Below are 20,434 nucleotides of genomic sequence, written 5' to 3'. Positions count from 1 at the left end.
CGAAAATCAAAATTATCCGTTGTCAACTTGCCTTGATGAGTGAAAAGCTCCAGTGGAGGTTTTCAGCCTGTTACCTTTAACAGAGTTCTATCTTCGACTTCGTTTCCTTGGCTACTTTTGATTTTCATTGAGTATTACTCTGTGAATCACGCTTTCACTTCATAGCCCATCAAAAGTCCACCTTCTTCAGCATAAAAACTGCATAGACCTGATGTTGCAACTTCGTCAATAACAGCCATTGGAAAACTTGCTTTTACCAACTCTGAGAATTGTTGGAAGAACTTAGCATTGTTGCGGTGGGCCATGACAATTCGACCACCATCATAACCTGCTTTTTTCATTTCTTCAAAGGCTGCTGTCACAGATTTCTTATGACCACGCGCCTTTTGAAGCAACTCTAATTTTCCTTCAGCGCTTGCCTCACCAACCATACGGATATTGAGAAGACCAACGACAGTGCCTACCAATTTGCTCAGTCTTCCATTCTTAACAAGATTATCGACCTTCGCTAAAACAAAGAGGAGCTTACTGTGTTCCCGATAGTGAGTTATCGCTTCTACTACTTGTGGAAAATCTAGTCCTGCACCAATTAAGCGATTGATTTCGTCAACAAGTAAATCCATTTCCCCACTGGCTGACAAACTATCTATCAAATGGATATTGACATTCGGATGCTCTTCGATATACATATCCCTAGCTACACGTGCCGCATTAAAACTACCTGATAGCCCTCCTGTAATCGTCACAACGATAATGTTCTCAGCTCCCTCAAAAGCTGCCTGATAAGCCTGCGGACTTGGGCACGCAGACCCCGCTGCAGACTTAGATGCTTCCATCACCTCCATCATGTGATCAATATCCAAGCTTGCATCATCAACAAATGCTTGTTCTCCAACTTGGATGGTGAGTGGCACACTAATAAATTCAGTGTCCGGAGCTAGATTAGCTAATTGACGATAGTCGCAGCCCGAATCTGCAACAATTTTCCATTTTGTCATAATATTCTCATTTCCAATTTTACTTTTTTATTTGACAATAAATCTCTATTTACTTACAATTATATCATTAAACTACCCCATCTGAAAGCATTTTCTTTCAGATGTGACACTCGGAAAAGGAAAACTATGGCAGGTCGTAAAATTTCACCCCAATCTTTGAAAAACCTCTATCAATCAAATAAAGAAGCAAATCAACTGACTAAGGAATCAATAGAAACTGCTCTGCTATTTCTCCTAGAGAAAAAGGAGCTCAAGCAAATTTCGGTATCTGAATTGGTCCGAAAAGCTGGTGTGTCACGCAATGCCTTCTACCGCAATTACAAGTCCAAGGAAGAAATCCTTGAAGACTATTACGAACGGACTTCTAACAACCTTAAAAAGAAATGGCATGATTTGCAGGACAAGGTTCAAAAGGACGGTGTCAAGCAAAGCTTTGCAGATTTTGTCCACGAACAAAAACGCAAGGCAGAGCAAAGCAAGGCCCTGTCCAACGTCAGTCAATGGATCAAGGAAAAAACAAAACGGGATTAAAAGTCCCGTTTTTTGCTGTCTTCTATTTTTTGCCTAATTTTCTAGTCTTTTTGAGGGCGGCGGCGACTGCCTTGATAATGGCGTAACGGAAGCCTTCTTTTTCAAGAGCTACCACACCTGCGATAGTCGAGCCGCCTGGCGAGGTCACTTCCTGTCTCAGCTGGGCTGGGTGTTTATCGCTGGTTAAGACCATCTGAGCAGTTCCTGCTAGGGTTTGGGCCGCCAAAACCTTGGCATCTTGAGCCGTGAGCCCGTTTTGCACACCTGCATCGGTCAAAGCCTCAATCATCTGATAGACAAAGGCTGGTCCGCAGCCTGCGATAGCCGTTGCTGCGTCGATCAGGCTCTCTGGTACCTGCTGGACCTTGCCTGATTTTTCTAGGATTTGTTCCAATAGCGGAGCGAGCTCTTGATTGACCACGCTATAGGTTGTCATACCTTGGCCGATAGCGACAGGTGTATTGGGCATGATGCGGATGAGCTTATCTGCCGCTACATATTCTACCAGGCTGTCAAGGGGCACTCCCGCTGCCATGGAAATCCAGATAGCTGACGGATTCTGGCTAATCTGGTCCTGTAAACCAGACAAGACTGACTGAATCAGGTGAGGCTTGACCCCAAGGAAAATAATCTCGGCCTGCTCTGCTATTTGTCCATTAGACAAGAGCTGACCGCCCAGCTGATCTTGTAGAGCCTGAGCTTTTGCTGGGTTGTGGTTGCTGAGGAGGAGCTGGGTATCTGGCTGCTGGCTGACTGCATGAGCCAAGGCCGCTCCCATGTTGCCTAGTCCGATAAATCCAATCTTCATCTTGTCCTCCTAACGAATGTGGCCGTCGCCTGTGATGATGTACTTGTAGGTGGTCATCTCACGCAGGCCCATTGGACCACGGGCGTGCATCTTCTGGGTGGAAATGCCCAACTCGCAGCCCAGACCGAATTCACCCCCGTCTGTGAAGCGGGTCGAGGCATTGACATAGACTGCCGCCGAGTCTACGTAGAGCGTAAAGAGGTCTGCCGTCTGGCTGTTTTCCGTCACAATGGCCTCGCTGTGCCCTGTCGAGTGTTGAGCGATGTGGCTGATGGCTTCTTCGACACTTGAAACGACTTTGACAGCCAAGATAAAGTCCAGAAATTCTGTATCAAAATCCTGCTCACCTGCCGGTGTAGATTGGTTGAGAAGAGCCTGAGCCTTCTGGTCAGCCCGCAATTCTACCTGACCAGAAAGAGCTTCCTCAAGACGAGGTAGGAATTGGCTGGCAATTTCTTCATGAACCAATAAGACTTCCGCCGCATTGCAGACTGAGGGACGACTGGTTTTGGCGTTGACCACAATCCGCAAGGCCTGGTCCAAGTCCGCATCCTTATCTACATAGACATGGCAGATGCCTGTGCCTGTTTCGATAACTGGCACAGTCGCATTTTCAACGACGGCTTGAATGAGTCCTGCACCGCCACGTGGCACCAAGAGGTCAATCTTGCCTTTGGCAGTCATCAACTCGGTCGCAGAGGCACGGCTGGTATCTTGGACTAGCTCGATGACCTTTGGCGAAAGACCAGCTTGCTCCAAACCAGCTTTGAGGGCCGTGACAATGGCCTGGGCTGAATGAAAAGCTTCCTTGCCACCACGCAAGATGACTGCATTTCCGCTCTTGATAGCCAAGGCAGCGGCGTCTGAGGTCACATTTGGACGACTTTCGTAAATCATTCCCACCAAACCAAAGGGAATGGATTTCTTGCGAATGCGTAAGCCGTCTGCCCGAGTAGATTCTTCCAAGATCAAACCAACTGGATCTGGCAAGCCAATCAAGGCCCGAATGCCATCTGCCATGGCTTCAATCCGATCAGCTGTCAGGAGCAAACGGTCCTGCATGACTTGGCTAATCTTGCCTTGGGCATTTTCCTTGTCGATAGCATTACCTGCTAGGATTGCCTCAGCTTGGGCAACCAACTGGTCTGCCATGGCTGATAGAGCCTGGTTTTTTTGTTCGGTTGTTGCCAGATTGATAGAGGCCTTATGGGCCAATAAACTGTCTAATAATGCTTGTGTTGTTGTCATATCTTTCTCCTATTTAGTCTTTCAATTTGCTCATCGTCTAAGCAATAAAAAATATACTGAATGACTATAAACTAACCCAATCGTTGCGGTGAATCAATACGCCTTCCGCTCTGCCATTGACCAACTGGTCCTGCAAGTCCTTGGAGGACAGCTTGACCCGTCCTTTACCAATCAAGCGGTGGTCTGCTTGACTGTAAACTTCCACGACCTGTCCTACTTCAAAGTCGCCTTCTAGGGCTCTGACTCCTGCTGCTAACAAACTGCGGCCTTGGTGCAACATGGCATCAACCGCTCCTGCATCCACTTCAACCGCCGCATCTGTCCGAGCATAGAAGGCCATCCACTGCTTGCGTTGGTTCATGGCGTGGTCGTCCGCTAAAAAGAGGGTGCCACGGTTGGTTTGAGTAACCGCTTGTAGAAGGGCCGTATCCTCTTTTGAAGAGCAGATAAAGACAGGTACGCCTGACTTGGTCGCAATCTGTGCCGCCTGCAATTTGGTGGTCATGCCACCTGTTCCGTTGGACGATCCTGCTCCTGCTGCCATGGCAAACAAATCTTCCGTAATTTCCTTAATCTCTGGCAAATGTTTGGCATTGGGGTCGCTGTTAGGATTGGCCGTGTAAAGTCCATCTACATCTGTCAAAAGCACCAAGAGGTCTGCTTTCAGTAGTGAAGCCACCTGGGCAGATAAAGTATCGTTATCCCCCACCTTAATCTCCTCAATGGCAATGGTATCATTTTCGTTAATAATAGGAATAGCACGTTGTTTCAGCAAGACCTGCAAGGCTTGAGAGGCATTCTGATAACGTCTGGCATCCGCAAAATCATCCTGGGTCAGCAAAATCTGAGCCGACACAATGCCATCCTTCATTAGATTTTGCGTGTATTCCTCAATCAGCAAGCCCTGACCAACCGCAGCAGAAGCCTGCTTCTCCGCAATCTTGGTCGGTCGCTTGTCAAATCCCAATCTCCGAAAACCAGCAGCAATCGAGCCCGACGTCACCAGCACAATCTGGTAGCCCTTCTGATGCAACTGAGCCAGCTGATTGGTAATCCGAGCAATCTTGATACGGTCCAGACTGCCATTTTCTTGCGTCAGAGAACTCGTCCCAACCTTAAATACAATCGTTTTTTCTGTCATAATCTCTTCTCACAAAAACTAATATTTGGAAAATTATACCATATTTTAATCATAAAGAAAATCACTGTTATTCGGCAAGGAGAGAGGGAATAGATTCCTAATCATGAGTAGCATTAAAAAACGCTGGAAACAAAAGGAAGCCTTGTGGCTCCCTTTCAACTTATTCAAAAAAATCTTGAATAGCTCCTTCTATTTCTTTCACATCCACACTTAACATTGAATAATCTTTCTCAAAGAAGGACAGAATTTGCTGTCCATAGCGTTTGGTGTGAACACGCGGGTCCAAAACCAAGACTATAGAATCTTGTTTGTCATGCCGATTGGTACGGCCGATGGCTTGTTTGAGCTTAATCATCATCATAGGCAGGCTATAATCATAAAATGGATTTTTCCTTTCTTCACGCAGATGGTGATTGATTTTTTGCACAAACCGGTCCTTGGGATTGTCAAATGGGAGCCTTGTAATAACCTGAATCAATTGATTCTGACTGGCAAAGTCAACGCCCTCCCAGAAGACACCTGTGCCCAGTAAGATCTGACATTCACCTCGTTCAAATTTTCGTTTAAGGGTCATTTCCTGTCCATGCTTGTGCTGGGCTAGGTGGGGAATATTACTGCCTTCTAACAAATCCGACACCTGCATAAGCAGTGAGATAGAGGTAAACAAAACTAAAATCGGTCGTCCCAGCTCTGCTATTTCTCCTAAAGTAGTAGCCAAATAGGCAGCGTGCTCTTCCTTGGTCCAAGCGAGGATGTCGGGGAGATGGGTCGGAAAAAGCAACTGCTGGTTGGTCACTGCCTGGGTCGGAAGCAAGTCCATGGTGACCTGCTCAAAGCCCAGCAAATCCGCCAGACTGACCTTTTTGCTGATGGTCAAGGTGGCGCTGATGCAGAAAATCTTGGTATCTGGCAGGTAGTTGGTCGCATTTAGGAGGCTGTCCTTGGAGCCCCGCAAATAAGCAATTCGTTTGTCCTCAAGATACTTTTCCTCCAGCCAAAAATGGTCGTAGACATCAAGGAGTTGGTCCAGGTCTTGTAGGTCAACATCTTGTAACTCAGCCAGATTCTGCTTGACTTGACCCAGTTCAGCCTTTTGAACCTCTCGTTGACCATGCTGACGAAAACGACTCAAAAAGTGGTTGAGTTCAAACTGGCAGGATTCGTAGAGCCGTTGGTCTAATAGACTATCTGACTTATCTTTTTTGCTCTGCAATACTTGCAAAAGAGCTGTTATATCCTGAGAATCCGTCGCTAGATTTTCAGCAGCCAAGAGAAACTTTTGTGCTTCATCAATCACCACCAGACGCTTATCCATGAGAGGATCTTGATCCTTAAGATGGTTGAGAAAATAAGCGTGGTTGGTAATGAGCAGTCTACTAGAGAGAGCTTGTTGGTTCAATCGTTGCCAAAAATCCCAGCCCCAGAAAAGACTTTCAGGCTCCAATTTCCCATCGTGGGCAATCTCATCAAAGTAAGCTTGATAGCGTTGTTTTTGCTTAAGCTCATCCAAATCACCTGTCGTGGTTTCGCATAACCAGACAAGCACCTGCATTTTGAATTGATTGACCAGGCGATTATCATCCTGTCGCTGCAGGGTTTTCCAGTAGTTGTCTAACTTGATAAAATGCTTGGGCGACTTGAGGGAAGCCATGGAAATATGGAAACTCTCTCTCAGCTTACTCCCCTCTTTTTCCATAATCTGTTCTTGAAGGAGCTTGGTCGGTACGGTGACCAAAAGAGGCTTTTCTGACCTGGCAAGTAAAGGCAAGAGATAACCGTAAGTCTTCCCCAAACCTGCCTGCGCTTGGATAAAATGCACTTTTTCTTCGTCAACCAAGCGTTTTTCTACTACTTGAGCAAAAGCAGTTTGTTTTTTTCGTTCATGCAAGCCGAGAAGGGCAATATTGGTCGAAAAATCTTCAGATAATCGGTAGGTTGACTTGATTTCTTCTGGCTTTTTCAAGACCAAGTCATGAATAGATTCTAAATCGTATAATAGATTTTCTGACAGAACAGGCACCATCTCATCAATGACCATCCTGGATTCAAAGAGCAGATTGTCCGCCAAATCAAGAATTTTATCAACAACAGTTCGAGGCAAACTCTTGATTTTCTCTTGAATTTTGATAAGAAGTCGAGCCGTTGCCAGAGCATCTGAAATAGCCGTGTGTGCCTGGTCCAGACCCAAGTCCAAATGCTCTGCTAGATTGCCCAGACTGTATTTATCAAATGTCGGGAAAAATAATTGTGCCAATTCCACCGTATCCACGCGCGGTGTCAGCAGTTCATAACCTTCAAAGAAAAGAGCTTCTGCCAAGAGATTAGCATCAAACTTGACATTATGGGCTACGAAAATAGCATCACCAATCATGTCGTAAATCCTACTTGCAACCTGACCAAAATCAGGTGCCTGCTCCAATTGCTGGTCTGTGATACCTGTCAGATTCTTGATATGGTCATCCAGTAGCTCATAGGGATTGATGTCCGTTGCGTAACTGTCAATAATTTCTCCATTTTCAACAAGAACAATCCCGATTTGAATGATTTTTGCATCGGCACCTGTACCAGTTGCTTCCAAATCCACAACGGCATACCGATTGCTTGTTCGCGTATCTTTCATACTGTTCATTATAGCACAATAGAGCGTAAGGAAAAAGCCTCAAACAAAATCCATGAAGTCGTTGGAATTTTTTGTTAGACTACTTGTATAAAAACCGTTTCTGTGAGGAGAAATATGATGATTATTCACAAATCTGTCAATCCTGTCGCTTTTCAAAATACCTACTACCTTGAAAATGATACCCATCTGATTATCATTGACCCTGGGAGTGACTGGACAAAAATTCAAGCAACTATCGAAAAAATCGGAAAACCAATTTCGGCTATTCTCCTGACCCACACCCACTATGACCATATTATGAGTTTGGACATCCTGCGTGAGACCTACAATTTCCCGCCTGTCTATGTGGCTGAAAGTGAAGCCAGCTGGCTCTACACACCAGAGATGAATCTATCAGGTCTACCTCGTCATGATGATATGGAAAATGTAGTCTGCCGACCTGCTGAAAAAATCTTCCAATACCAAGAAGACTACCAGTTTGACGGTTTTCATTTCAAGGTAGTTCCAACACCTGGGCACTCTATTGGTGGTGTTTCCTTTATCTTCCCAGAGGATGAATGTGTCATCACTGGAGACGCACTTTTCCGGGAAACCATTGGACGTACAGACCTACCAACCAGCAACTTTGATGACCTGATTGCAGGTATCAGAGAATACATTTTTACCCTGCCAAACCACTACACTGTCCATCCAGGTCATGGTCAAAATACCAGCGTTGGACATGAGAAAAATTTTAATCCATTTTTTAGAATGTAAAATAAGTACTGCCCAGTTCTGATTGAACCAGGCAGTTTTTAATTTACCAAATAATCATTCTCTCTTCGGGTGACCTATACATTGGGTCACCTTCTTGAATATGGTAGACTTTATAAAAATCATCTATTTGCTGTAATTGGAGATTGACCCGAAATTCCTCAGGAGAATGTGTGTCTACCTGAAGTTGATAACGGCCATAATCAACCGCAACTATTTCTCGACGGCTACGGGCATAGTGCTCAAAAAATTCTTTTAGATTAGCTGACGGTTCTTCTTTTTTGAGCGTAGACAAGGCAATCTGTATTCCTCCCAAATCCGCAAGATTTTCAGATAGAGTCTGTTGCCCATTTATTCTACCACCATAAACTTCCAGACCATCAAACAAGTCTACTAGGGCTTGATTTTTTTCTTCAAACGCTAGTCTATCTCGCTCTGTCCACCAGTCTTTTAGACTACCAGTCTCATCAAAATTTGCTCCTGTGGCATCAAAGGCATGCACAAACTCATGAGCGATAATTTTACCAATCCCGCCATAATTCTCAGCTACAGATTGATTTTTGTCATAATAAGGAGCTTGTAAAATAGCCGCTGGAATATAAATCGCATTCTGACTAGGAGCGTAGGCTGCTGTTACTTCACTTGCCGATACATTGCTAGTCCAAGTTTGTCTATCGATTGGCTGACTATAACGCTCGAAAACTCCTGTTCTAGCTTGAATCGTAATTGCCAAAATATTTTCAATATAAGACAAGTCTTCCTGAACCTTTAATGACTTGGTCCAGTCGCTCATCTCCCTTGGATAGCCGATATGATAGGTGATATTTTCTAATTTTTTAATTGCAGCTTGCTTGGTGGCTTGACTAAGCCAATCATTGGCTAGAATCCTTTCCTGATAGGTCCTAGAGATTGCCTTAGCCATCTCCTGAATGGCAAGTAAGTCCGTTTCATCGGCATAGTTACGACCATAATAAACACCCAAACTTTCCTTGAACATTCCAGTCACATCCAGATAAGTCATGTAATTATTCGGATAGGAGGCTGAAAGTCCTTGGACTTCTGCATGAAATCTCCCTGCTGTCTGCATGATTTCCCCAGTCAAATAGGGGGCTAACTTCATTGCTTGACTAACCAAAGCCCATGATCGATATTCTGAGAAATTTTCTTCCTTGATAAATTGGGACAATTGTTCAAAATAACTTGGATTAGAGACATAAACTTCCTCCGGTTCCAAGCCCACCAGTCCTACTAATTGTTCTCCAATTGATAAAGCTGGAGAGTAGTTTTTAACCTCTGAAAATGTTCTAAGTTCTTCTGCGTTCACAGGTCCCCAATCACTATGCACATTCTCGCTAGCTGGTAGAGTGTCAACGAGTCGATTGTCAAAAGCAATGGCACCTTCAACCAAAGCAGTGGCCTCCTCGTCTGAGTAGCCACATTTTTCCAAAATATGTCTCGCAGATATACGGTAAGAATCCATGAGTTTCTCACGAACAGTCCTGTCTTCATAGTAAGACTTATCAGGTAGAATCGTCTGAGGTGGTAGCAAAATTAGCATTCTTTCAGATGTGTTTCGTGGATTGGCAATCACATCAAGACCATAGGGCAATGGATAGTCCTTACGAATCCAATCTTGACTAAGCGATTTCAGCTCGGAAAACGAAGTAATTCCCATCATTTCATCCAGTATCATTCTAGCTACTCTGACACCATCTTCTTCCCTTTTGGTAAAATCAAGACCTTGCTGATACAACTTGATAAATTCTACTAAATCCTCAGACTGAGGCTCTAGCTGACCAGCTACCATTTTGTCAAAATCCGATTTTAATTGCTCATCTACTTCCATTTGCAATCTTGTAAACTCATTGTAGAATGGTGTACCACTTGATAACCAGCCACCATTTAACCAGTCCTTGTTTATGGCTTGATAAAAATTAGTTTGGATAGTCGGTTCTGCTTTTTCAACTTGTGTTTGGTCATCTCTTATTTTCTGACCACCACAGGCAGCTAAGAGACAGCTAAAACCAAGCAAAACCAATCTCAGTAGACCTTGTTTTATCACGCGTCACTCCCTCATTTGTTTTCCACAAACTATTTCGACAGACAAAGATGCAGAAAATAATTACTCCTCCGCATCTTGCTCTTTCTTCAGCTCCCCAATCGTCTCAAAACTTGCTCGACCATCCGCAGCCAGAGCCTCCTGCTCGTAAGCGTTAATAATCTGGGCAACGACTGGATGGCGAACCACATCCTTGGCTGAAAAATGCACGAAATCAATCTGTGGAATCTTACTCAACTTCTCCGTCGCATCAATCAAGCCTGACTTAACCTTGCGCGGCAGGTCAATCTGACTAATATCCCCATTGACAATCATCTTGGAATTAAAGCCCAGACGGGTCAGGAACATCTTCATCTGCATAATGGTGGTATTTTGCGCCTCATCCAAGATGACAAAGGCATCTTCCAGCGTCCGACCCCGCATATAGGCCAGCGGTGCAATCTCAATAATCTCTCGCTCCATTAGGCGCGTGGTCTGCTCCTTGCCCAAAATCTGGTAGAGGGCGTCATAGACCGGGCGCAAATAAGGATCTACTTTTTCTTTCAAATCCCCTGGCAAAAAACCTAAACTTTCGCCCGCCTCGACCGCAGGACGGGTTAGGACAATCCGCTTGACCTGTCCCCGCTTGAGGGCTGTTACAGCTAGAGTAACCGCCAAGAAGGTCTTACCAGTACCAGCTGGTCCAATTCCAAACACGATGTCATGACGCTTTACGCTGTCTACATAGAGTTTTTGACCAAGAGTCTTTACGCGAATAGGTTTACCGTAGTTATCCTTGATAATCTCTTCTTCATAGAGGGCAACGAATTTCTCTATCTCATCATTTTTTGCCATGGAAATAGCTGTGACCACATCTGGCGTATTGATGACAAGACCCCGATTGACCAAAACCAATAGGGACTGGATAACCAAACGAGCCTGTTCGACATGCTCTTCTTGCCCAATCACTTGAACTTTTTCCGTCCGTGCATGAATAACCACACCTAGTTCCTGTTCCATCAATCTCAGATGGCGTTCATTGGACCCAAAAAGGCTAAATAGATCATCTGGATGTTTTAAGTGAATATCAATTGAATGTTCTAGCAAGAGTTGCTCCTTTTCCTGTGCTTTTCTCTATTATAACAAAAATAGCCCAAACAGGGCTATTTTGTACTATTTTATCCATCAATGTCCCAAATAATCTTCCCAAATCGCATCAAAATCAGACATGGAAAAGGCAAAGCTGGCCGATTCCTCTAAAAAACGACTGACTTCATCGAAATTATCTGATTGCTTAGGAAAATCAGATTCATCAAAGGCATAATCTGCTAAGATAGCTACTGGTTCATTACTTTTCGGATTGCGTTGGGTCATCAACCAAGAATAAAAACTTCTTCTCACTACATTTACTTTCTATGATTTTTTTCGTAGAGCTCTATATAGCGCTCCATAGACATCTTTGTCACCAATTCCCCTATCAATTCATAAGGAATATTCTTGGGATTTTTCATACGAAAACAGGACTTGCCCATATCCAGTTTGGTAGGCACCTGTGCTTGATAAGCAGCAACGAACCAATCATTCAACTCTTGGTCCATATAGATTCCCGTGTGGTAGAGGGCGATGTGTGCCTTTTGTGATGCCAAGGCAAGGAAAGGCAGGGGCTCTCCCGGTGTGCAATGATAACCATCAGGATAGGCAGCAAGCGGCACATAATAGTTAATCATACCTCCCAAGATTCCTACTTCAAAACCAGCTGGTAACTGTTCCACAATCACTTGATGGAGCCGTTCAACCGCTTCCTTCCGATTTTCAGGCAAGACAGCTATATATTCTTCAATCGTTTCCACTTCAATCAGCATGACTTTCTCCTATCTCAACCCCAGCATACTCTCTTTGGCATGAATCATGTCCGTTATCATTTGGCAATAGGGTGTTGGAATACCTGCACGTTTGCCCTTAAAAACAACCGCTCCATTCAGATAATCAATTTCTGTCTTTCGACCATGTTGGACCAAATCCTGGTGCATAGATGGATAGTGATTGGAAGCCTTCTTCGAAGCATCAATAACATATTTCCAAATAGCTTCTTCGTCAATTCCATCTGCCTCAGACTTGGCAACGGCGATAAATTCCTTGAAAATCCCCTGTACTAGATTCAGCCCAGCCTCCGTACCAAATAATTCACCAATTGTACAGTCTAAAATGGTACAAGTTGGATTCATCACACCATTTACACAGGCTTTCTGCCAAATAGCACTAACAACATGATTGTCATAGGTCACATTTAGCCCAGCTTCATTCAGCATTTCAATAATATCCGCAACTGATTGCTCATCACCAAGAATATGCTGAACGGAGATAGAACCCGGACCTTCTAAGTGAGCATGTCCAGGACCCTTTAGTCCCGCCAACCACATGGTCACCCCAACCATAATACTTTCATCTGGCACATACCTACGCATGGTCGTCGCATGCCCCAAACCATTCAAGAGACTCAAAACCTTGGTAGTTGGACCGATAATCGGTTTAATATCCCGCAACATCTTTGGCAACTGATCAGCCTTTGTCAGTAGAATGATAAAATCTGCTTCTCTCGTTGCTTCGGTCGGTTTCATGATGGGTAAGTGTACAGTTTCCTCTACATCTCCAGTCACTTTCAAGCCGTTTTCTCGAATCGCTTCGATATGCTCTTCCCAATTATCCAGCAAAATCACTTCATGATTTGTCTTAGACAATTGATAACCAAAACGACAACCCATTGCCCCACTTCCAGCAATATATACTAGCATAGACGCCCCCTAGACCAACTCTGTTCCAAAAGAATCCTGTTTAATTTTTCCAGCCTTCATCAAACCACCAAGAGCTTTTTTGAATTGCCCTTTGGAAATACCAAAGGTGGCCTTGATGTCTTCCGGAGCAGACTTATCGTTCAAGGTCATGAAACCTCCATTGCTTTCCAGATAAGTCAATATCATCTGGGCATCATTTTCCAGCATCTCAAATGAACGTGGCTTGAGAGACAAGTTCAAGGTCCGATCAACTGCACGGTAGCCGATAACACGCGCCTCCAAAACCTGACCCAGACGTGGTTCCGCAAAGCGTTCGCTCGGGTGGATAAAACCAAGCATGTTGTTGTCTGGCAAATAAACAAAAGTACCATTCATTTTCAAACGATAGACAATCGCTCGCAGATTTTGGTTTTGCATATTGTCATAAGCAGGTCCAGCCATTTTCTGAAAATCTTCTTGAAAAGCTGGCAGAGCCCAAATGCGGTCCTTCTTATCGACGTCTAATTTGACGTACAACTGATCCCCTTTTTTCGGCCAGAGTTCCTTGATTTCAGGCAAAATATCCAAGGAAACAACCACTTGCTTGTCTGGCAGACCTGTATCCACAAAGACACCCAAATCCTTACGTACCTCTGTGACAGTTCCCCAACCAAAGCTGGTACGACTCGCCCCAACTTCCTTAGTTGTCAAACGGAGTTTTTGTTTCATATCGGTATAGGCAAATCCCTTAACAGATTGTCCTAGACTATGTTCTCCTTCATCCTTAGAAAGAGCAAAGGTTCTACCCTCTTTTTGGACAAAGTAAAACTGATCGTTTTCGTCAGTCACTAAACCAACGATATATTGTGCTAATAAATCATTCATGATTTTCTTCTTTCTGATTAAAAAGCGGGGGAAGTCTTGTCTAACTCCCCCCATTAGATTTCTTATTGGTTCACCACTGGAAGTTAGACAGCCCAGTGATGATCTGTTTTTGTAGCTTAAAAACTTGTTGATTAAACTTCCAACAATTCTTTTTCTTTGTCGGCAGTCATTTTATCAATTGTCTTGATAGCATCATCTGTTACTTTTTGAATATCTTTTTCAAGCGTCTTCAACTCGTCTTCTGTGATTTCTTTTGCTTTTTCAGCTTTTTTAGCTTCATCCATGGCATCACGACGGATATTACGGATGGCAACTTTCGAATTTTCACCGACTTTTTTCACATCCTTCGCCAAGTTCTTACGAGTTTCCTCTGTAAGGGCAGGAATAACCAAACGGATAACAGTACCGTCAGATTGCGGTGTCAAACCAAGATCTGAAGCGTTCAAAGCACGCTCAATATCCTTCAAGATTGACTTATCAAACGGAGTAATCAATAGAACACGCGCTTCTGGCACTGTAATACCAGCCAACTGATTCAATGGCGTTGGAGAACCGTAGTACTCAACTGAAATACGGTCCAACAAACTAGCATTGGCACGGCCAGCACGAATGTGGCTGAATTCACGTGCCAAACTCTGATGAGATTGGTTCATGCGCTCTTGCGCTTTAGCAATAATTTCTTTAGACATAAGACTTCCTTCTTTATTTTTTATCTTTTATTTTTCTTCTGAAGAATTTGAAACGGTAGTACCGATTGGCTCACCGAAGACAACACGTTTAATATTTCCTGGTTCATTCATATTGAACACGACCAAATCAATATCATTGTCCATTGAGAGAGTTGATGCTGTCGCATCCATGATTTTCAAACCACGACTAATCACTTCACGGTGGGTCAATTCATTGAATTTAACTGCATTAGCATCTTTCTTCGGATCAGCATTGTAGACGCCATCCACACCATTTTTAGCCATCAAAATCGCATCTGCTTCAATTTCTGCAGCACGAAGAGCCGCTGTCGTATCCGTTGAGAAGTACGGAGAACCAATACCAGCTCCAAAAATAACAATGCGACCTTTTTCAAGATGACGAAGAGCACGACCACGAATATAAGGCTCTGCAACTGACTGCATCGCAATCGCTGTCTGCACACGTGTATCCACACCAAGCTGTTTAAGGGAATCAGCCATTACAAGAGCATTCATAACAGTCCCCAACATGCCTGTATAGTCTGCTTGAACTCGATCCATACCCGCTTCAGCAGCAGGTTCTCCACGCCAAAGGTTACCACCACCAATAACAAGGGCAATCTGAATACCTGATTCTGCGACTTCCTGAATTTCCTTTGCCATTTCCTGAACAGTTTTGAGGTCAATACCGACACCACGTTCACCAGCCAAGGCTTCACCAGATAGTTTGATTAGAATACGTTCGTATTTAGGTTTCATCATCTCTCTCCTCTTTTTTATCCCTACTATTCTACCACAAAAACCGTTTTTTTTATACTGAAATCTCCAAGAAAAAAGGAAAATCCTCAACGAACTTTCCTTCTCACATTCTAAAACGCCTCTTTTTCCCAGCTTTTCAATAGTAGAAAATAGAGATTTTTAAAACAAACTAGCCTAGGCGCAATTTCCTCCGTAAACTCTGAGCCCGACTTCCAATTAAACGATCTAGCTGACGAGTCTTCAATGTCAAGATGACAAAGACAAGCATACCTGCTCCACCTGCAACGGCCAAGTGGATAAAGCTAGATACATAGCCATTTGCTGGAAGGATAAGATTCAAGACAAATTCAATCCCCCATACAATGAGTCCCATTACGATAGAAATCCAACTAATGGTCGCAATATCTTTTATCACTAGTCTTTCATCAATATGCAGAACCTTGTCAATTCGTCTATAGAAGAGGTACAGCATAATTCCCAACCCAAATATCGTTGAGATAAAGCTACCATATACCTTAAAGACATAGATCATTGGTACTTGTAAAACGATTTTCACTAGCATCCCAATCAAGAAATAATAAATGGCTCTTCTATTTTCAAATATCGCTTGAATGACCACACTAATGACAGAATATAGTCCCAGAGGTAAAATTAAAAATAAGTTCCAAATAAATAGAGTAATGGCGATAGGCTCTGACGGTCCGTAAAAAATCGTATAGAGTGGCCCAGCTAACAGGACTGTTCCAACAATTGCCGGTATAGTGAATATAAAGAGTAATTGTAGATTATCCGCCACTAAATGAGACGCCGCCTTCAAATCTTTCTTGACAAATTTCTCTGTAATCAATGGAATAGCAACACTTCCCAAACTCAGTGAAATCCCGATAATCATCATCGTAATCTTACTTGGATTGGCAGCCATATATGAATAAAGTTCCAAAAGTTCCGAATTACTGTAATCCGTAATTCTTTCCATAACACGAATAAAGGTGACTTGGTCAATAAACTGCAATAATTGAATCGTTAGACCTAAAATGATAATTGGAATCGCATCTCGAACAGTTTCCTTAATAAGTTGACCTGTATCCAAAGAAATCTTTTGTTTCTTAGCATGAAGCAACTTACCAAGGTAACCTTGCTTCCATAAAGTATAAACTAAAATCCCAACACTAGCAATCATCCCGACAAAAGCTGCAAAGGTAGATTGGACAACTGCTTCAAGATAGTCACCGCTACCCAACTTCATAATCATAAATGTTGCTGCCAGTATCCAGATAACCCGTACCAGTTGCTCTGCAAGCTGGCTGATAGCATAGGGCTTCATATCGTGCCGACCTTGGAAAAAACCACGCAAGATACTCATGGCTGGGAAGATAAAGAGAGGTGGGACTAGACTATACATGACTGGAAGTAACTTTTCCTTCGACCCCGATGCGTCTGCCAACCACGGAGCACTTAGATACATGACCCCTGCAAAGACAGCTCCAAAGACCAACATGAGCTTGAAGAATTCTCTGACCAAGTAAAGCGATACCTCTTCTTTACCCAAGACATTGTATTTAGCTACTTGTTTGGCAATAGCTGTCGGAAGACCAGCTGTTGAAATCAATAAGAAGTTGGCATAGATTTGATACCCCATACTAAAGAGGGCATTGGCTTCAGCTCGATATTCCCCTAACCAAATATACCAGGGAATAACATAGGCAACACCAAGCAGGCGACTAAGAATATTTCCAGCAGTCAACCAAGCCAAACCTTTGGCCATTGTCGCCTGTTCTTTGGACTGCTGCATTTCAACTTTTTCGGACATTTTTCTATTACTTTCTATGTAAATATAAGACAGGAAAACTCAATTATTATACTCTTCGAAAATCAAAATCAGACGTTGTTGACTTGATTTGATGAGTGAAAGGCTCCAGTGGAGCCTTTCAGCCTGTTACCTTGAAACAAAATAGTAACAGGGTTCTATCTGCGTAAGTAGTAACGAACTACGTTCGCCCTATCTCCAACCTCCAAAGGTTCCCCAAACCTTTGGAGCTAGTCTGATTTTGATTTTCATTGAGTATTAATTTCTATTTTTGGATTTTCACAAAGTCTAACTCTTTCATTATAAACTTTTATCATACCAAAGTAAAAGAAAAACCCACCCATAAGGTGGGCAAGTCAATTAATTATCAATTGAATGATATTTCACTGTCAACCCTCGTTGTACAGCTGGGCGCTGAGCTATTTTCTCTACCCAGGTCTTTAGATACTTGTAAGAATCAACATCTAAAAATTCTGCCGAACCTGGATATAGTTGACCCTGAACCAAGCGACCATACCAAGACCAAATAGCGATATCAGCAATAGTATAAGTGTTACCTGCTACATATTCTCTAGTCGCTAATAACTGATCCAAGAGATCCAGCTGACGCTTAGTTTCCATTGTATAGCGATTAATCGGATATTCTTGCGCTGTCGGAGCGTAATGGAAGAAATGTCCAAATCCTCCACCAACAAATGGAGCGGCGCCAGTTTGCCAGAAGATCCAGTTAAGAACCTCTGTCCGCTCTGCCCAAGCTTTTGGTAGGAAGGCCTCAAACTTTTCTGCCAAGTAGTAGAGAATGTTGGCAGATTCAAAGACCCGAACTGGCTCCTTCTCCGAGTAATCCACCATAGCTGGTATTTTGGAGTTGGGGTTGATGGCAACAAAATCGGAGCCAAATTGGTCTCCTTGACCGATATTGATGAGAAAGAGGTCATATTCAGCTTCGGTAATCCCGAGTTCCTTCAACTCTTCTAGCATAATAGCAACTTTAATACCGTTAGGTGTTCCCAAGGAATAAACTTGGAGGGGCTTGTCACCTTTTGGTAATTTATGTTCAAAGCGACTGCCTGCTGTTGGACGATTGCCTGAACGATTGTCATTTTCATCTTCCCACTTCCAAACGAGTGGTTTCGTGTATTCTGTCATCTTTTTTATTCTACCTTTCCTGGGATAAAACTAGCTATCCGATAGTGATTTTGAAGTTGTTGAATGTAAAGAGAAAGCTGAACCAACTCTTTTGGTGCATGGCAAGTCAAGGCTGTCAGCTCTGCAGTAACATAGCGTCCCAATCGATCAGCAAGCAAGTAGAGATTGTCAGCTTGTTCAAGCTCTTTGGCAGTTTCAAAAACCTTTTCACGCAAAACGGATGTGATAGCATCTTCTGGTAGCTGATAAACCGCCGAAAGATGACTATAAAATTCTTTACAGGTCGCCTTCATAGTTGCCTCCTCAATCACTTTATACATATATTATAGAGTTTGTTTTATTGAATGTCAACTAAAAAAGATTGCCCATAGACAATCTTTCTATTGATTAAAGTGAGTTAGGATCAACTTTGATACCAACACCTTGTGTTGTTGTAATAGATACTGAAGTCATGTAAGTACCTTTAGCTGTAGCTGGTTTAGCTTTAGCCATTACATCGTGGAAAGCTTTGAAGTTTTCAACGAGTTTGTCAGCGTCAAATGATACTTTACCGATAAGAGCTTGTACGATACCTGCTTTGTCAGCACGGTAAGTGATTTTACCACCTTTAGACTCTTCAACTGCTTTAGCAACATCCATTGTTACTGTACCAGTTTTAGGGTTTGGCATCAAGTTACGTGGACCAAGTACACGACCAAGACGTCCAACAACAGCCATCATATCTGGAGTTGCGATAACAACGTCGAAGTCCAACCAACCACCGTTGATTTTAGCAACAAGGTCATCTTCACCAACAAAGTCTGCACCAGCAGCTTTTGCTTCTTCTGCTTTAGCACCACGTGCGAAAACAAGAACGCGTGAAGTTTTACCAGTACCGTTTGGCAATACCATTGCACCACGGATTTGTTGGTCTGCTTTACGTACGTCGATGTTCAAGTTGTAAGCAACTTCAACTGACGCATCAAATTTAGCGAAATTAGTTTCTTTTGCAAGAGCAACAGCTTCTTCTACGCTGTAAAGTTTTGTGCTGTCGATTTTTTCAAGAGCAGCACGCAAGTTTTTGCTTTTTTTAGCCATGTTATATGTCTCCTTGTAATCAGATAATCTTGGGTGCTACTTAGTCAGTAACAGTGAATCCCATAGAACGAGCAGTACCTTCGATCATACGCATTGCAGCTTCAAGAGATGCAGCGTTCAAGTCAGGCATTTTAGTTTCAGCAATTTCTTGTACTTGTGCACGAGTAACTGTTGCAACTTTAGTTTTGTTTGGTGTACCTGAACCTTTTTCAACACCTGCAGCTTTTTTCAAAAGAACAGCAGCTGGTGGTGTTTTAGTGATGAAAGTGAATGATTTATCTTCATACACAGAGATAACTACTGGGATGATCATACCAGCTTGGTCAGCTGTACGAGCGTTAAACTCTTTTGTGAATCCCATGATGTTGATACCTGCTTGACCAAGTGCTGGACCGACTGGTGGAGCTGGAGTAGCTTTACCTGCAGGAATTTGAAGTTTTACGAGTTTTTCGACTTTTTTAGCCATGATATAAAATCCTCCTATTGTGGTTTTGGCGGTAATTAAAGATTTTTACCTCCCACAAATATGTGTTTTACACATACCTTTTCATTATACACGAATTTCAAAGAAATGCAAGCTTTAGGTTTACTTTTTTTCACATTTTTTATAGAATGAATGTATGTTTGAATCGATTATATTTTTAAAAATAGTAGCCTTCCTATTTATCTTTCTAACCTTGGCCATTTCGATAATTGCTGTCAAGTTTTTTAGGTTGCAAAACCGAGGATGGAACTTTGCAGACATTGCCTTTCCTCTCTATGCAATTGAATTTTATCTGATTTCGGACAAGGCCTACTATAACAGTCTACTGCCTCAGCTTGTCCTAGCCCTCTCACTACTAGCGATTGGTCTTTGTGGTTTCTTCCTTTTAAAGAAAAAGAATTTTTTATATCGCCGTTTCTTCAAGGTTTTCTGGCGAGCTAGTTTTATCTTGACTTTTTTGATGTATCTAGCTTTGGTTATTGCGGTCTTCACTTTAAAATCCTAAAATCATCTATCCTTTCATAGATGGCATAATAAATCCCCATTGCAGGCGCAGTGGGGATTCTTTTTATACTAAATCAGACAAGGAGACGTAGATGTATAGTCGAATGAATTAGCTTTCAGACAAGGAACTGAGGTGCAGGTTGCTAGCACAGCCTAATGGCTGTGCTAGGTT

General features: G+C 42.9%; 21 protein-coding genes. 3 read left to right on the top strand and 18 right to left on the bottom strand.

Annotation, left to right across the window (positions count from 1 at the left end):
- Positions 1-146: 146 nt before the first annotated feature.
- Entirely contained in the window at positions 147-998 is an 852-nt protein-coding gene (locus tag P7J49_RS11075) for a DegV family protein (protein WP_172042725.1), read from the bottom strand.
- A 126-nt stretch (positions 999-1,124) separates the two neighbouring features.
- On the opposite strand from P7J49_RS11075, the gene P7J49_RS11070 reads away from it, so the two are divergent.
- Entirely contained in the window at positions 1,125-1,529 is a 405-nt protein-coding gene (locus tag P7J49_RS11070; RefSeq protein WP_024386397.1) for a TetR/AcrR family transcriptional regulator, read from the top strand.
- Between the two features lie 22 nt (positions 1,530-1,551).
- Here the strand turns inward: P7J49_RS11070 and proC are convergent, their stop codons facing one another.
- The 4 genes from proC to P7J49_RS11050 form a co-directional block, all read right to left on the bottom strand.
- A complete protein-coding gene (gene proC, locus P7J49_RS11065; protein WP_408570694.1) occupies positions 1,552-2,337 on the bottom strand; it encodes a pyrroline-5-carboxylate reductase in 786 nt (261 codons plus the stop codon).
- 9 nt (positions 2,338-2,346) lie between these two features.
- A complete protein-coding gene (locus P7J49_RS11060; protein WP_408570693.1) occupies positions 2,347-3,585 on the bottom strand; it encodes a glutamate-5-semialdehyde dehydrogenase in 1,239 nt (412 codons plus the stop codon).
- A gap of 64 nt (positions 3,586-3,649) precedes the next feature.
- Positions 3,650-4,726, bottom strand: a complete 1,077-nt coding sequence (gene proB, locus P7J49_RS11055) for a glutamate 5-kinase (RefSeq protein ID WP_408570692.1) — start codon at positions 4,724-4,726, stop codon at positions 3,650-3,652.
- Between the two features lie 160 nt (positions 4,727-4,886).
- Entirely contained in the window at positions 4,887-7,355 is a 2,469-nt protein-coding gene (locus P7J49_RS11050) for a bifunctional DnaQ family exonuclease/ATP-dependent helicase (protein ID WP_408570691.1), read from the bottom strand.
- Positions 7,356-7,463: 108 nt separating this feature from the next.
- On the opposite strand from P7J49_RS11050, the gene P7J49_RS11045 reads away from it, so the two are divergent.
- Positions 7,464-8,102: an MBL fold metallo-hydrolase gene (locus P7J49_RS11045; RefSeq protein ID WP_408570690.1), complete on the top strand. Its 639-nt coding sequence runs from the start codon at positions 7,464-7,466 to the stop codon at positions 8,100-8,102.
- A gap of 43 nt (positions 8,103-8,145) precedes the next feature.
- On the opposite strand, the gene P7J49_RS11040 is transcribed toward P7J49_RS11045, so the two are convergent.
- The 13 genes from P7J49_RS11040 to rplK form a co-directional block, all read right to left on the bottom strand.
- Positions 8,146-10,161, bottom strand: a complete 2,016-nt coding sequence (locus tag P7J49_RS11040) for a M13 family metallopeptidase (RefSeq protein WP_408570689.1) — start codon at positions 10,159-10,161, stop codon at positions 8,146-8,148.
- 60 nt (positions 10,162-10,221) lie between these two features.
- Entirely contained in the window at positions 10,222-11,244 is a 1,023-nt protein-coding gene (locus P7J49_RS11035) for a PhoH family protein (RefSeq protein ID WP_408570688.1), read from the bottom strand.
- A 78-nt stretch (positions 11,245-11,322) separates the two neighbouring features.
- Positions 11,323-11,538, bottom strand: coding sequence for a YozE family protein (locus P7J49_RS11030; RefSeq protein WP_009910192.1), 216 nt, complete (start codon positions 11,536-11,538; stop codon positions 11,323-11,325).
- Between the two features lie 5 nt (positions 11,539-11,543).
- Positions 11,544-11,999, bottom strand: coding sequence for a DUF1801 domain-containing protein (locus P7J49_RS11025; protein WP_408570687.1), 456 nt, complete (start codon positions 11,997-11,999; stop codon positions 11,544-11,546).
- A 9-nt stretch (positions 12,000-12,008) separates the two neighbouring features.
- Complete coding sequence (locus P7J49_RS11020) at positions 12,009-12,929, bottom strand: 2-dehydropantoate 2-reductase (protein WP_044687162.1); 921 nt, start codon at positions 12,927-12,929, stop codon at positions 12,009-12,011.
- A 9-nt stretch (positions 12,930-12,938) separates the two neighbouring features.
- Entirely contained in the window at positions 12,939-13,793 is an 855-nt protein-coding gene (cvfB, locus tag P7J49_RS11015; protein WP_009910197.1) for an RNA-binding virulence regulatory protein CvfB, read from the bottom strand.
- Between the two features lie 131 nt (positions 13,794-13,924).
- Positions 13,925-14,482, bottom strand: a complete 558-nt coding sequence (frr, locus tag P7J49_RS11010) for a ribosome recycling factor (protein WP_009910199.1) — start codon at positions 14,480-14,482, stop codon at positions 13,925-13,927.
- A 27-nt stretch (positions 14,483-14,509) separates the two neighbouring features.
- On the bottom strand, positions 14,510-15,244 hold the full coding sequence (pyrH, locus tag P7J49_RS11005) for a UMP kinase (RefSeq protein WP_015445263.1): 735 nt from the start codon (positions 15,242-15,244) through the stop codon (positions 14,510-14,512).
- A gap of 166 nt (positions 15,245-15,410) precedes the next feature.
- Positions 15,411-17,051, bottom strand: coding sequence for an oligosaccharide flippase family protein (locus tag P7J49_RS11000; protein WP_408570686.1), 1,641 nt, complete (start codon positions 17,049-17,051; stop codon positions 15,411-15,413).
- A gap of 357 nt (positions 17,052-17,408) precedes the next feature.
- Positions 17,409-18,197 carry a glutathione-dependent disulfide-bond oxidoreductase gene (gene yghU, locus P7J49_RS10995; protein WP_408570685.1) on the bottom strand — a complete coding sequence of 263 codons (789 nt, stop codon included), beginning with the start codon at positions 18,195-18,197 and terminating at the stop codon, positions 17,409-17,411.
- A 5-nt stretch (positions 18,198-18,202) separates the two neighbouring features.
- On the bottom strand, positions 18,203-18,490 hold the full coding sequence (locus P7J49_RS10990) for a hypothetical protein (protein WP_029998543.1): 288 nt from the start codon (positions 18,488-18,490) through the stop codon (positions 18,203-18,205).
- 94 nt (positions 18,491-18,584) lie between these two features.
- The gene (gene rplA, locus P7J49_RS10985; protein ID WP_004194879.1) at positions 18,585-19,274 is read right to left on the bottom strand and encodes a 50S ribosomal protein L1; all 690 of its coding nucleotides are present in this window, start codon (positions 19,272-19,274) and stop codon (positions 18,585-18,587) included.
- A 40-nt stretch (positions 19,275-19,314) separates the two neighbouring features.
- Positions 19,315-19,740 carry a 50S ribosomal protein L11 gene (rplK, locus tag P7J49_RS10980; protein WP_002935890.1) on the bottom strand — a complete coding sequence of 142 codons (426 nt, stop codon included), beginning with the start codon at positions 19,738-19,740 and terminating at the stop codon, positions 19,315-19,317.
- A gap of 154 nt (positions 19,741-19,894) precedes the next feature.
- On the opposite strand from rplK, the gene P7J49_RS10975 reads away from it, so the two are divergent.
- A complete protein-coding gene (locus P7J49_RS10975; RefSeq protein WP_004194874.1) occupies positions 19,895-20,263 on the top strand; it encodes a DUF3397 domain-containing protein in 369 nt (122 codons plus the stop codon).
- The last annotated feature ends 171 nt before the right edge of the window (positions 20,264-20,434 follow it).

Origin of the sequence: Streptococcus suis, assembly GCF_046032515.1 — a bacterium.
Classification (GTDB): Bacteria; Bacillota; Bacilli; order Lactobacillales; family Streptococcaceae; genus Streptococcus; species Streptococcus suis_AL.
Note: the sequence above shows the minus strand (reverse complement) of the source record. Positions and strands in the feature narration are given on the sequence as shown.